Raw genomic sequence first — 13,409 nt, forward strand, 5'->3', positions numbered from 1 at the left:
CCGTCCGCACCACCAGGGTGGACAAGCGATCGGTGCGCAGCACCTGAGCGCCGGAGGCGGCCAGGCGCCGCATGACGGAGGAGCTGGGATGCCCGTAGATGTTCCCTGCGCCCACTGACACGAGCGCCACGCGGGGCGTTACGGCATCGAGGAACTCGGGCGTCGTGCTGGTGGAGCTGCCGTGGTGCCCTACCTTGAGCACGTCGGCATCGAGATACCGGCGCTCGTGCGTCAGCAGCCAGTCCTCCTCTCCGCGCTCGGCGTCGCCCACGAGGAGCATGCGCACCTCGCCCACGCGCACGAGCACGATGGCACTCGCTTCGTTGGCGTCGCGCAGCCCTGACGTCCAGGCGGAATCGGGGCCGAGAAAGGTGAGGGTCGCCTCGTCCACAACCAGAGAATCGCCGGGGTGCACGCGGTGCCAGATCGTGCCGTCGCGGCGCGCTTCGAGCAGGGACGCCCGGTACGCCTGGCCGGCCCGCGTGTACGCCGCATCGTAGTAGTCGCGCGGGCGCAGGGCGCGCAGGACACTCGCCGCGCCGCCGACGTGATCGTCGTGCGGATGTGAGAGGATGAACGCCGCCAGCGTTCCCCCGCGGTGCGCGAGGTACGGCACGACCGTCGACCGCCCGGCATCGCCCCCGCGCCAGACGCGGCCCGCGTCCATCAGCACCCAGTGGCCGCGCGCCGTACGCAGCGCGATGGCGTCGCCCTGCCCGACGTCGATCACGTGCAGTTCGGTGCGCCCATTCCCTGCGGGCGCCAAGGGCGCCCACGCGATCACGCCCAGCGCCCCGGCCGCGACCGTCGCGGCGCGCGCCGGAAAGCGACTCACGCAAGCCACGACGAGCGCGACGGCAAACACAACGCCGAATGCCGCCGCCAGTGCGGACGGGGCCACGGCGACCGCTGCGCCGGGCACACCCGCCGCCGTCGAGGCGACGTACTCGAAGGCGCGCAACGCTGGGTGGGCAGCGTCGGCGAACCACCGCGCCACGACCGGAACCGGCGCGAGCGCGAGAGCCAGGAACATCATCGGCTGTGCCAGCGCGATCACCGGCGCCGCGAAGACGTTCGCGACGGGCCCGATGAGGCTGACCCGGCCAAAGCTCCAGGCGACGAGGGGCGCGGTGACCACGGTGGCCATGGTCGAGCCGAGCACGATGCCGGTCACCGCGCGCACGCTGGAGTGGCCGGCTCGCAGCCGCGGCCAGCGATGCGAGAGCGCACCGGCGGCCACGAGTGCCGCGACCCCCGCGATGCTCAACTGATACCCCACGTCGGCGACGGCCCGCGGGTCGCCCAGCGGAACGGCGGCCCCCAGCGCGAGCACCGACCAGGGGGACACGGGACGCTGCCAACGGCGAGATACGACGACCACGCCGAGCATCACCGCCGAGCGCAGCGCCGGCGGCGGTGCGCCGAGCATGGCCACGTACGCGCCGATCACCGCCAGGGTGGCGACGTCGGCACGCCGCCGCGATAGACGCAAGAGCTGGAACACGAGATCCGCGGCCACGGCGATGAGAGCGACGTGCAAGCCGGAAATCGAGAGCATATGGGCGAGGCCGGCGGCAGCGTACCGATCGCGCATCTCGGCGGGAATGCCGCGCTGGTCGGCCACGAGCAGAGCGCGGGCGAGTGGCGCGTCGGACCCGAACAGCGCATCCACGCGTCGTCCGGCGCGATCGCGCCAGCGCACGAGCATCGACCCGGGCTGCGGCGCCCGGAGCCGCGCGCCCTGCACCAGCAGCCCGCGGCGCGAGCGGACGACGGTGCCGAACGCCGTTACGATGGAGCCGCCGTTGGCCCTTCCCTGCTGCACGGCCAGCGACACGTTCGCGTGGCAAGCGATCGCGGTGCCACGCGCCAAGGCGCCTGGCTCGGCTGCGTCCAACAACTCCACGCGGAACTCGCGCCGCGCAGCGAGGGTGTCGACGCATCGGGCATCGTCACGCGCCGTCGCGCCCGCGACCAGGACGCCCGCCGCCAGGAGTACGGCGCCGCCGGCGATGTCGAGGCGCCGGGCGCACCAGGCCACGATGCCGGCTGCCGTCGCGAGGATCGCGGCAGCGGCGCCCAGGCCGGCGAAGCCGATGTGCAGGCCGGCCGCGTAAAGAACGACCCCGGTTGCGAACAGAGGCATGGCGCAGCGGGAACAGGGGCGGCCCCTTTCCCGCTGCGCGGGACGTCAGCCGGCGGCGGGTGGGGTGACCTTGTGGGACGGGTCGTGCCTGGGAGACGCCGCCACGCGCTTCATGGCGTCGAGTACCCAGACCGCGAGCTCCGCGCGGCCCTGGTCGCTGCGCAATTCGAGATTGGCCAGCGCCCAGCCCGTGCCGGTGTTCGCGTATCGCGGGCGAAGATGGTTGAGCACCCACGCCGACACGTCATCAGCGCACTGCGGACAGGCGCAAAAATCCTCGCCCTTGGCGAGCAGTTGGGCGTGAATCTCGCGCACCACTTCCTCGACGAGGTTCTTCATCCGGCCAGGGGGAGCGGCTGGCGCTCGGTGACGATGGCCCCCGTGAACGTGGAGCCGGTGGTGCCGGTGAGTTCGACGGTGAGGTACTGGCCGAGCAGCGCCGCATCGCCGGGTACGAGCACCGTCTTGAAGTCGCGGGTGCGCGCCTGGAGCAGGTCGCCGCCGCGCCGCGCCTCCTTCTCCACGAGCACCTCCACGCGGCGGCCGAGGCGCTCGAGATTCCGTGCGCGCGAACCGCCGCGTACAGTGTCGACCAGCCGCGCCAACCGATCGCTCGCCACCGCGTCGGTGACCGTATCGCTGGCCGGCAGCCGCGTGGCCGGAGTGCCTTCGCGCAATGAGAACTTGAACGTGAAGGCGTCGGCGAAGCCGATCGCGCGCACGGCGCTCAGGGTCTCGTCGAAGTCGGCGTCGGTCTCTCCCGGAAACCCGACGATGACGTCGGTCGTGAGGCTGAGCCCGGGGATCGCGGCGTGCAGTCGCTCGACGCACGCGAAGTACCCCTCGCGCGTGTACCGGCGAAGCATGCGTTTGAGCACGCGCGTACTGCCCGACTGCATCGGGAGGTGGACGTGCTCGCAGACCGCGGGCACCTCGGCCATCGCGCTGATCACCCGGTCGCTGAAGTCGTTGGGATGCGGGCTGGTAAATCGCAGGCGGCGGATGCCGGGCACCGTGCCCACGGCGCGGAGCAGGTCGGCGAAGTCGTGCGTGCCGTCATGGTACGAGTTCACGGTCTGCCCCAGGAGCACGATCTCGGTCATGCCCTCGGCCACGACGTCGGCCGCCTCGCGCACGACGTCGGCGAGTTGCCGGCTGCGCTCGGGACCGCGCGTGGTGGGCACGATGCAGTAGGTACAACGGTAGTCGCACCCCCGCTGCACAGGGATCCAGGCCTTGACCTTGTCGAACCGGCGCGGCCTGAAGTCCTCGTAGTGCTCCTCGAGATCGAACGTCGTGGCGGTGGCGCGCTCGCCATGGCGGGCCCGGTCGACCAGCGCCGCCAGCGCCCGGTAGCCGTCGGGGCCTATGACGAAACTCACATGGCGCGCCGATTCGAGGAGGCGGGGGCCCAATCGCTGGGCCATGCACCCGGTGACCCCGACCACGGCCCCCGGCTTCATATCGCGTTTGAGTTCACCGAGCCGCCCGATCACCCGCTGCTCGGCATGCTCGCGAATGGCGCATGTGTTGACGAGGATCACGTCGGCGGTCCGCGGATCGGCCGCCTCGCCGTAGCCGTGCGCGCCGAGCGATCCGAGCATCAGCTCGGAATCGCTCACGTTCATCTGGCAGCCGTAGGTCTCGATGTAAACGGTCGGACGGGCGTCGGAACTCATTTCGGCGGCGGTTGGGCGTCTCGAGGGACGTTAAAGATAGCGGTGGGCAGCAGCCACGAGCGAGCCGCCAGCGCCGGCGCCCAGCCGACCGACGAACCGGTGCCCTCTTGGCAACGTCGGGTCGGCCAGGCGAACGGTCAAATAGTCCTCGGTCAGTCCCGAGCGGTCTGGTCCCCTGCCCACGACGATCACGTCCGCGCGGGCGCCGGCGCGCGATGCGGCATACGCCGTTTGCTTGCACGCGGCCAGTAGCCGCAGCTCGGCCGCACGCGCGCGCGCCACCGGTGGCGCGACCGGATCGGGCAGCCGCACGGCGGGGGTGCCCGGGCGGCCCGAGAACGGGAAGACGTGCAGGTAGGTGAAGGGCAGCCGCTCGCAGAGGGCCACGGTGCGCGCGTGATCCTCGTCGGTTTCACCGGGAAATCCCGTGATGACGTCAGCACCCAATCCGAAGGCCGGGCGCCCGGCCGTGAGTCGCTCGATGCGCACGGCATACTGCTCGGGGGTGTACCAGTGCCGACCCATCCGCCGGAGCAGGCGCCCCGACCCCGACTGGAGGGGGGAGTGCAGGAACGGGGCCACACGGTCGCCACCGCCGGTGAGCAGCGCGCCAATCCGGTCGTCCACCTCGGTGGCCTCAACCGACGACAGACGAAAGCGCACGAGCGGCACCTCACGGACCAGCCGCTCGAGCAAGGCGCCGAGCGAGGTCCCAAGGTCGACGCCGTAGGTGCCGATATGGATCCCCGTGAGGACGATTTCAGGATGGTGCTCGGCGAGCCGGGCCGCTTCGCGGACGAGTTCGTCGGCCGGGCGGCTGCGATTGGCTCCGCGCGCCATCGTAGTGGCGCAAAAGGTGCAGTGCTCGTCGCAGCCGTCCTGGATGCGGAGCAGCGCGCGCGTGCCCTGTTGCCGTGCGCCAGCGGACGGACGCACGGCATCGATGCCGAGCGCGCGGGCCACGGCGTCGGCGTCTCCCCCAGGGACCACGTGCGTCACGCCGGGTAGCGCCGCGAGGGCGGGCCGGCGGTCGTCGAGCCCGGCCACGCAGCCCATCACGACCGTGCGCAACCGGGGCGCCTCCCGCGCGGCGCGCCGCACGGCGTGGCGCACGTCGGCTTCGGCCTGCGCCGTGACGGCGCAGGAATTGAACACGGCCGCGTCGGCGCCCTCGGAAGTGCCGACCACCTCGTGTCCGGCAGCCGTGATGATGGCGCGCACCGCTTCGGTGTCGGCGTGGTTGGCGCGGCAGCCGAACGTGCGCAGGTAAACCCTCACGGGACAGCCGGCCCGGATCCCGGCGGGAGGAGTGCGGGCGCGGGAGGATGCACGGGAAGGGTGAAGTGGAAGGCGCTGCCCTGGCCCGCTCCACCGCTCCGTACCCAGATCCTGCCGCCGTGCGCGCCCACCACCAGCTTGCAGAAGGCAAGGCCGAGCCCCGACCCGCCGAGGTGCGGCGCGTTAGGGCTGTGCACCTGTTCGAACTTGCGGAAGATGATGTCCTGATACTCGGGCGGGATACCTGGACCGTTATCGGCCACGGTGAACAGGATGCCGTCGCCCTCCCGCCGCGCCGTGAGCTGAATGGCCACGGCGGTGGCGGAGTGGGTGACGGCGTTCTGCACGAGGTTGCCGAACACGCGGCGGAGAAGTGCCTTGTCGGCTTCGATCACCGGCGCGTCGTCGGTCACGTCCACCGTTGCGGTGGCGCCGGCCTGCCGCAGTCGGGTGGCCCACTCGTAGACGACTTCGTTGAGTATCGCCGCGGGTGCGATCGGCTCGAGCTTGAGCGCCACCGTCGTTTCTTCGATCCGCCGGATCTCGAGCAGGTCCTCGATGAGCGAGAGCAGATCCTCGGCCTTGCCCTCGGCCTCGACGAGGGCGCTCCGCTGCGGCTCGAGCAGCGAGCCGAAGTCCTCGTCGAGGAGCATCTCCAGCGTGGCCAGGACGGCGGTGAGCGGCGACTTGAGGTCGTGTACGATCATCTTCATAAGATCGTCGCGCAGTTTCTCGAGCTCGCGCAGCTTGCGCGAACTCTCCTCCAGCGCGTCCATGGCGCTTTTGAGCCGCAGTAGACTGCGCACGCGCGCACCGAGCACCAGGCGATTGTGCGGCTTGGTGAGAAAATCGTCCCCGCCGGCCTCGATCCCCTTCACGCGGTCGGTCGTGTCGTTGAGCGCCGTGACGAAGATGACGGGCACGCGAGCGGTGCGCGGATCGCGCTTGATGCGCCGGCAAACCTCGAACCCGGTGTCGCGGTCGTCGCAGCCGAGATCGCCGGCCGGCATCGCGACGTCGAGAATGCACAGATCCGGGTGATGAGCGAACGCGGCGGCAAGCGCCCCAGGCCCGTCGGTGGCGGCGATGGCGCGAAAGCCCAACACGTGGAGCTGGTCGAACAGCAGCTCGACGTTGGCCTCGACGTCGTCGGCGACGAGGATCAGAGGAGCATCAGCCGATTCCGCGCCCGTCTCCACGTCGCGGGATCACGGCCGAATGGTGAGACCGGCGTTCATCGTCCATGCCGACTCGGAAATGCCGATGCCCGCGCTGCGCGTCATGCGGACCAACCCGAGATCGAAACTGGCGTGGCCCTGCGCCATGCTGAAGCCGAGCCCCCCGGCCAGCGACGCCTCGCGCACCTGGTGGCCATCGGCGGGAAACGGCAGGTCACGCCAGCGGCTGCCCACCCGCAAGGCCACCGGGAGTTCCCCGAGCCTGGGCCCGGTGAACTCCACGCCCACGGACGAATCCCACGAGTTCATGGCGGTGCCGCTGGCCGAGTCCATCGTACCAAGCCGCGACCAGCTATCGTATGCGGTGCGGAACGCCAGCACGGTGCCGGTGAAGCCGGTGTACACGAGGCCCAGCCCGAACTCGTCGGGCACGTTGGCCCTGGCGATGAGCGTGTCCCCCACGGTCTGCTCGAACGGCCCGCCTCGCCGGAACGACACCGCCAGCCCGCCGAGCGATGGCTCGACCAATTCGGCGCCGACCGACAGCGCGTTGCCGGTGAAGGTGTTGGTGATCGGCAGGACGCTGTTCCCGTACCGCACGGTGTCGGCGAAGCTCAGTCGCGTTGTCACGATGTCGCGGCCGTTGATCGCATGGGCGGCAACGCCGAGCCGCAGCCAGCTGACGGGCATGTACGCGGCGGTGAAGGCGATATCGTTCACCGAGCCGTCGCTCGTCGTCGTCGAATTGAAGTCCACGGTGTCGCCGTTCAGGATCTGCTGCTGCGGCGAGGTGGTCTGCCAGGACCGGTCGAGCAGAGTGGACGACGACACGCCGACGATGAACTTGTCGCTGAATGGCAGCGCGCCGATGAACACCGGGAACCGCTGGGTGCTCGAACTGGCAGTGTTGTTCCCATCGGTCACGCGGCGGAATTCGGGGGCCATCTGAACCGACACGGCGGCACTCCCGAATTCGAGCAGGGCCGCCGGGTTCACCGGAGAGGCCGGGTCGAACTCGGCGAGCGCGCCACCGGTCCCCATGGCCCGGGCACTGAACTGGCCCGGCGGGTAGCCCAGCCCCTGCACGCTGAGGCTGCCCTGCGCACGCACGGCGCACGGGGCAACGACGAGGACCAGCACGACGAGCGCCCCAGCCCATGGCGACATGCGGCTCTTCATGGCGTGATCCCGGTAATCTGATTCGGCGAATAGACGATGCGGATGCGCGGCCGGAGGCTCGGCGCACCGGAAGAGGGCGTGAACCAATACTGCGCGCCCGAGGCGCCTTCGAGCTGGGCGACCAACGCGACGGCTCGCGGATCGCTGGTGCCGAGCGCCGTGTGCCAGAGGCGCACGAGCTGGACCATCTCGAACTGCCGCTGTCCACTGTCGGCCGGCGCGAATCGTTCCAGTGTATCGAGGCCCAGCGTACCGACCGTCGAGAGCAGCCCGAGCGCGCGATACAGATCTGTCACGGCGGTCGTCGCCAGCACTGCCTGCGGCCAGACCGCCATCGTATCGTGGGCGTCGGGGGACAATGGGTTTGGCACCTGATTGAGCAGCAGGGTCGCCCGAACTACGGTGGTTGAATCGACGATTCCCGACGGCAGACTGAAGCGGATATACACCCGTTGGCCAGGCAAGCCGCCGACGCGCAGCAGCGGGGCCGAGACCGGCGGCGTCCCGTGCACTACGATGAGGTAGTCGGAGAGGTCGGTGAGCAGCGGGCTGCCTGCCGGCGTACGCGTCATCGGGAACACGGTGGAGAAGGTAACCCCGGTCGTGTCGCCCGCTGCCGCCGGCTTGAACATGATACCCGCGATCGAGGTCAGCGACGTCCCCACGCGGATCTCGGCGCGCGACGGCCCCGTGACCTGTACGCCCAGCCGCAACCGCTTGTTCGCCCTGATATACGCCAGGAGCGAATCGTTCGAGATGGGAATCTTCAGGCTATCGGGGCCCAGGGAGTCGGGGGCGTAGGTCTGGGAGCCGAGCAGCCGGTCGGGTGAGAACAAAGGCGCGAGGACGGCCACCGCCGTGTCGGTCGCGGTGCTGTCCTGATTGCCCGTGTCGACGTCGTACACGTTGACCGTGATCGGCGCGCCCGGCAGCGTGAGCGACGTGTCCCGGCGCAGCACCAGGAACGCACTGTCCACCGCCTGGATGGACGAATCAACGACGGCGGTGCCGCGCCGCCACGTGGTGGGCAGCGAGTCGAAGCGGAGGATCGCGCGCGTGTCGATCGTGTCGCCGCGCGTCGAAATCAGCATGTACCGCTCCTGCCCGATGGCCGGGAATCCGGTCACCGTGGTATCGACCACCACCGCGTCGATCACCGTATCGCGCATGGTGATGGCCTGACCCGGGCAGAGCGACGGGCAGGCCGCGTTCGATTCGAGATTATCACTGCACGCCCCGATCACGGCAATCGTAACCGCCGCGATGAGGAGCGAGACCCTTCGGCTACGGGGCAGGAACACTGACACCATCCACGTGTGGCTAGTGACGACTGTGATCGAGAGAATGCGGCGTGAAGGCGTGCGGTAGCAGTTCGGCCAGGGTCCAGCGCGCCTCGCGCCCACCCCGCGTGACGCTCAGCACGACGAGGTCAGGGCTGAATTCGACAAGTGCCTGGCGGCAGATGCCGCACGGCGGCGTGGGCTCGGCCGCTTCGGTGGCGATGGCCAACGCGAGGAACTGGCGATACCCCCGCACTACCGCGGAGCCGAGGGCGACGCGCTCGGCGCATACGCCCCCCGGGTACGACGCGTTCTCGACGTTGCATCCCGCGACAATGATCGCGTCGGGCGTGAGAAGCGCCGCGCCCACGCGGAACCCGGAGTAGGGGGCATACGCCGCTTCCATGGCCCGCGCCGCCTCGTCGCGCAACGCGCCGAGCGTGCGCGCCACCAGCGCGTCGGAATCGGGCGGGGCTACCGCACGGGGAGTCACGACGCCACCAACTCCGGCAGGAACGAAGTGCCGCGGCCGCGGAATGCCACCCCCAGCCACTCGGCCACCGTGGCCCCCAGATCCGAAAACGTGCTCCGCCGCCCCAGATCGCGCGGGTGCACCCGCGGCCCGCACGCCAACAGCGGCACGCACTCGCGCGCGTGATCGGTGGATGCCGTGGTGGGGTCGTTCCCGTGGTCGGCGGTGATGAACAGCAGGTCGTCCTCGCGGAGGGCGGACAATAGTGCGGGAAGCGCTGCGTCGAACTGGCGCAGCGCCCCATAAAACCCCGGAACGTCGTTCCGGTGCCCGAATTGCTGGTCGAAATCTAGCAGGTTGGCGAACAGGAACCCATCGGCGCTCCCGTCGATCCACTCGCCGATGGCGGTCAATCCCTCAGCGTTGTCCGCGAAATGCCGCGACGTGATCCCCCGTCCGGCGAACAGATCGTCCACCTTTCCCACCCCGGTGCTGGGGATCCCCGCCTGCGCCAGTGCGTCGAGCAGCGTCTCCCCCGGCGGTTGGATGGAGTAATCCCGGCGGCTCTTCGTGCGCGTGTAGGCACCGGGCGTCCCCACGAATGGCCGGGCGATCACCCGCGACACATCGTGCGGCGGCACCAGCATCCGCCGCGCGGCCTCGCACCCGCCGTACAGCTCGTCGAGCGGAATCGTGCCCTCGTGGGCCGCGATCTGGAAAACGGAATCGGCCGACGTGTAGAGGATCCATTTACCGGTTCGCTGCTGCTCGGGGCCGAAGCGATCGATGACCGCGGTGCCGCTGCCCACGACGTTGCCGAGCACCGCCCGACCCGTGAGGCGTGCGAACTCGTCCACGACCTCGGGTGGGAATCCGTGGGGATACGTCGGAAACGGCCGCGCGAGGTGCAGTCCGGCAATCTCCCAGTGCCCGGTCGTGCTGTCCTTGCCGGCCGATTTCGGTTCCATCAGCCCCCAGGCGCACGTGGCATGGCGCGTGGGTCCGAGACCGGCCAGTGCGGCGATGTTGCCCATCCCGGCCGCCTGGAGATGGGGCAGGTCGAACCCGCCCGGCACAGCGCGCGCGAGATTGCCCAGCGTGTCGCTGCCGACGTCGCCATAGGCCGCCGCGTCGGGCGCCGCACCGATACCGACGCCGTCCAGAACGACGATCGCGGCGCGCTTGGTCACTCGTGGTCCCCGTAGATGCGCGGAAGACGCGAATGCAGTTCGGTGAGCAGCTCGTACGGCGACAGGTGTCCGAACCGCGCCACGTCCTGCACGGTAAGCAGGTCGTCGCCGTCGCGTCCGATGAGTGTCACCACGTCGCCCACCGCGCAGGGCACGTCGGTGACGTCGACCATCGTCATGTCCATGGTCACCGCGCCCGCCACCGGCACGCGGCGTCCCCGGACCAGTGCCCAGCCCCGGTTGCCCAGCGCCCGACGGTAGCCGTCGGCGTAGCCGAGCGGGAGAGTGGCAATGCGCCGCGGCCAGTCGTCCGGGTGTGACCCCGGGGGCGGATAGGTGGCCCCATAGCTCACCGTGTCGCCGTCGCGGATGGCGCGCAGCTCGACGATCCGCGCCCGTACCGCGACCACGGGTTCTGGATCGAGTCCCGCCTCGGTTCCCACGCCATAGAGAAAGATCCCGGGACGCGCGAGATCCCACTGGGACGGCCCTTCGTTGTGCTCGATGGCGGCCGACGATTCCGCGTGCAGCAGCGCGGGCCGGTGCGTGAGTTGTGCCAACGCCTCCTGGAACCGCTGGGTCTGCACGGCCACCGACGCGCGATCTCTGAGCACCGAGTGATAGTGCGTGAACGCGCCTTCGGGCGGGAACCGGGCCAGCAGGTCGCGACTGGCGCCGATCTCACGCCACGGGATGCCGGCGCGGTTCATGCCGGTATCGATGGAGAGGTGCCACGGCGCCCCGCTCGGCCCCCAGGCAGCGATCGCCGCGCGATCGCCGAGCGCTGGACGGAGACCCGCGGCGCGTGCGGCGTCGAAGGTCTCGGGCAGGATTGGCGTGAGCACGAGGATCGGGCGCACGATGCCGGCGGCGCGGAGCTCTTCTCCCTCGTCGATGGTCCCCACGCCATAGCCCCAGGGCGCGGTCGCTTCGAGCGCGCGCGCCACGCCCACGGCGCCCAGTCCATAGGCGTCGGCTTTGACCATCGGCAGCAACGGAACGCGTGCGGCCGCGGCAATCTTGTCGGTGTTGCGCTTGAGCGCGCCGAGGTCGATTTCGAGCCAGGCGCGCGTCGTGGCCCGAGTCATTGAGCTATCATTCGCAGGGCGGGTAGTATATCGGACGCACGGAGGCGAGGCAAGTGACACGGCCACTTGAAGATACGCTCGAATTGATGAAGGATCTGCGCAAGCGCTGCGAATGGGACGCGGCACAGACGCACGAGTCGTTGCGGCCCTATCTGATCGAGGAAGCCCATGAAGTGGACGATGCGATCCGCTCGGGAGACGACCCGCTGCTGCGGGAGGAGTTGGGTGACCTCCTACTCCAGGTGCTGTTTCACTCGGTGGTGGCCGAGGAGCGCGGCGCGTTCACGTTTGACGATGTGGCCGAGACGTTCATCACGAAGATGAAGGGACGGCATCCGCATCTGTACGGCGATGGGGTGCGGGAACCATGGGAGCAGCAGAAGGCGAAGCGGCGCGGGAGCATCGTGGACGGGCTGCCGGTGGGGCTGCCAAGTCTGCACAAGGCATTTCGCCTTCAGGATCGCGCCGCGGGCGTGGGGTTCGATTGGCCCGACGTGGGCGGGCCGCTGGCCAAAGTCGAGGAGGAGCTGGGTGAGGTGCGCGACGAGTTGGCGCGGATGCCGGCGCGTCCGGCGCACGGACCGCTATACGATCATGCTCATGGCCGGCTGGAAGGCGAACTGGGGGATCTGCTCTTCGCGGTGGTGAACCTGTGCCGGAAGGCGGGCGTGCACCCGGCGCTGGCGCTGGACAGAGCGAACGACAAGTTCGTGCGGCGGTTTCGGGGGATCGAGGAGAAGGCGAAGGCGCGTGGCGTGGACGTGGGAACGGCTGGGTTGGAGGCGTTGGACTTGTTGTGGGACGAGGTGAAGGGGGACGAACGGTAGACAGTGCCGCAGCGCTCCGGCCTGATCCGAGCCCCGGTAAGGCGAGCCGCGGCGCGTCAGCGCACGGGTCCGCAGGCGAAGGGGTCGCAGAACTTCGGGGCGCGCAGGAATGCGGAATCGGCCAGCGCTTCTCGGATTGCATGCATGGCCGAGCCCTCCGTCGGGAAAGCACAGGTACGCCTGGCTTCGCACGGAGCGACGGTATCTTGCCAGCGTCACCAAATCGTCTACCGGGCCGACCGCCCCGGCATCCCACCTGGGCCGTTCGCCTCGCCGCCGCCAGAGCTCGGGCGCGCCACTTCTCCTGGCCTTCAACCACTCTCCCGTGAACGCCAACGGCGCCCCGATCCTGGGACGCCGTGCTCACCGCTCCCGTGTGCCCCCTCCGGCCCTATGGCCGCAACCGGTACATCATGCGCGGGAACGCGATGACCTCGCGAATGTGCGGCAACCCGCAGATCCACGCCACCGTCCGTTCCAGTCCGAGGCCGAATCCGGCGTGCGGGAACGTGCCGTACTTTCGCAAATCCAAATACCACCCGTAGGCATCCATCGGCAGCCCTTCGTCCGTGATCCGCTGCACCAGCCGGTCGTAGTCGTCCTCACGTTGCGACCCACCGATGATCTCGCCGTATCCCTCGGGGGCCAGGCAATCGTCGCACAGCACCGTGCGCGGATCGTCGGGATTCTCCTTCATGTAGAACGCCTTGGCTTCCTTGGGATAATTGATCACGAATACCGGGCGGTCGTAGTCCTCGACGAGCAACGCTTCGTCGTCCGCCCCCAGGTCATCCCCCCACTTCACGGTGCTGCCCTTCCGCTGGAGCGTGGCCACCGCGTCGGTATAGTTGAGGCGCGGAAAGGGCGGCTTCACCGACGCCAGCTTGGCGACGTCGCGTTCCAATTCGTGCAATTCGGCCTGGCGCCGTTCCAGGCACCGCGCCACGAGATACGACACGAAGTCCTCCTGCAACTTCATGTTGTCCTCGGAGTCGTTCCATGCCACCTCCGGCTCGATCATCCAGAACTCGGTGAGGTGCCGCCGCGTCTTGGACTTCTCGGCGCGGAAGGTGGGCCCGAACGTGTAGATCT

General features: G+C 69.5%; 11 protein-coding genes and 1 pseudogene. 1 reads left to right on the plus strand and 11 read right to left on the minus strand.

Going from position 1 to position 13,409, the window contains the following annotated elements; translation table 11 throughout:
- Positions 1-40: 40 nt before the first annotated feature.
- From VNF92_12720 to alr, 10 genes and pseudogenes are all read right to left on the minus strand, one after another.
- A pseudogene (locus tag VNF92_12720) lies at positions 41-2,146 on the minus strand (DNA internalization-related competence protein ComEC/Rec2).
- A 45-nt stretch (positions 2,147-2,191) separates the two neighbouring features.
- Positions 2,192-2,485: a late competence development ComFB family protein gene (locus VNF92_12725; protein ID HVA58738.1), complete on the minus strand. Its 294-nt coding sequence runs from the start codon at positions 2,483-2,485 to the stop codon at positions 2,192-2,194.
- Positions 2,482-3,825, minus strand: coding sequence for a tRNA (N6-isopentenyl adenosine(37)-C2)-methylthiotransferase MiaB (miaB, locus tag VNF92_12730; protein HVA58739.1), 1,344 nt, complete (start codon positions 3,823-3,825; stop codon positions 2,482-2,484). The genes VNF92_12725 and miaB overlap by 4 nt, the downstream gene beginning before the upstream one ends.
- A 30-nt stretch (positions 3,826-3,855) precedes the next feature.
- A complete protein-coding gene (locus VNF92_12735) occupies positions 3,856-5,103 on the minus strand; it encodes a MiaB/RimO family radical SAM methylthiotransferase (protein ID HVA58740.1) in 1,248 nt (415 codons plus the stop codon).
- Positions 5,100-6,302 (minus strand): ATP-binding protein, encoded by a 1,203-nt coding sequence (locus VNF92_12740; protein HVA58741.1) that lies wholly within the window; start codon positions 6,300-6,302, stop codon positions 5,100-5,102. The genes VNF92_12735 and VNF92_12740 overlap by 4 nt, the downstream gene beginning before the upstream one ends.
- A 9-nt stretch (positions 6,303-6,311) precedes the next feature.
- Positions 6,312-7,460, minus strand: coding sequence for a hypothetical protein (locus tag VNF92_12745; GenBank protein ID HVA58742.1), 1,149 nt, complete (start codon positions 7,458-7,460; stop codon positions 6,312-6,314).
- Positions 7,457-8,761, minus strand: coding sequence for a hypothetical protein (locus tag VNF92_12750; protein HVA58743.1), 1,305 nt, complete (start codon positions 8,759-8,761; stop codon positions 7,457-7,459). The genes VNF92_12745 and VNF92_12750 overlap by 4 nt, the downstream gene beginning before the upstream one ends.
- Before the next feature lie 19 nt (positions 8,762-8,780).
- Positions 8,781-9,233: a cytidine deaminase gene (locus VNF92_12755; GenBank protein HVA58744.1), complete on the minus strand. Its 453-nt coding sequence runs from the start codon at positions 9,231-9,233 to the stop codon at positions 8,781-8,783.
- Positions 9,230-10,402, minus strand: a complete 1,173-nt coding sequence (locus VNF92_12760) for a phosphopentomutase (protein HVA58745.1) — start codon at positions 10,400-10,402, stop codon at positions 9,230-9,232. Before VNF92_12760 ends, VNF92_12755 begins: the two co-directional genes overlap by 4 nt.
- A complete protein-coding gene (gene alr, locus VNF92_12765) occupies positions 10,399-11,490 on the minus strand; it encodes an alanine racemase (GenBank protein HVA58746.1) in 1,092 nt (363 codons plus the stop codon). Before alr ends, VNF92_12760 begins: the two co-directional genes overlap by 4 nt.
- 53 nt (positions 11,491-11,543) lie before the next feature.
- On the opposite strand from alr, the gene mazG reads away from it, so the two are divergent.
- The gene (gene mazG, locus VNF92_12770; protein HVA58747.1) at positions 11,544-12,317 is read left to right on the plus strand and encodes a nucleoside triphosphate pyrophosphohydrolase; all 774 of its coding nucleotides are present in this window, start codon (positions 11,544-11,546) and stop codon (positions 12,315-12,317) included.
- A gap of 391 nt (positions 12,318-12,708) precedes the next feature.
- On the opposite strand, the gene VNF92_12775 is transcribed toward mazG, so the two are convergent.
- Positions 12,709-13,409: amino acid--tRNA ligase-related protein (locus VNF92_12775; GenBank protein HVA58748.1), on the minus strand; the 701-nt coding region annotated here is incomplete at its 5' end.

The organism is Gemmatimonadaceae bacterium, from assembly GCA_035533015.1.
Taxonomy (GTDB): Bacteria; Gemmatimonadota; Gemmatimonadetes; order Gemmatimonadales; family Gemmatimonadaceae; genus JAGWRI01.

Bases quoted from the DNA above. Each gene is read 5' to 3' on its own strand.
- VNF92_12725 (HVA58738.1), bottom strand. From the start codon at position 2,485: ATGAAGAACCTCGTCGAGGAAGTGGTGCGCGAGATTCACGCCCAACTG.
- miaB (HVA58739.1), bottom strand. From the start codon at position 3,825: ATGAGTTCCGACGCCCGTCCGACCGTTTACATCGAGACCTACGGCTGC.
- VNF92_12745 (HVA58742.1), bottom strand. From the start codon at position 7,460: ATGAAGAGCCGCATGTCGCCATGGGCTGGGGCGCTCGTCGTGCTGGTC.
- alr (HVA58746.1), bottom strand. From the start codon at position 11,490: ATGACTCGGGCCACGACGCGCGCCTGGCTCGAAATCGACCTCGGCGCG.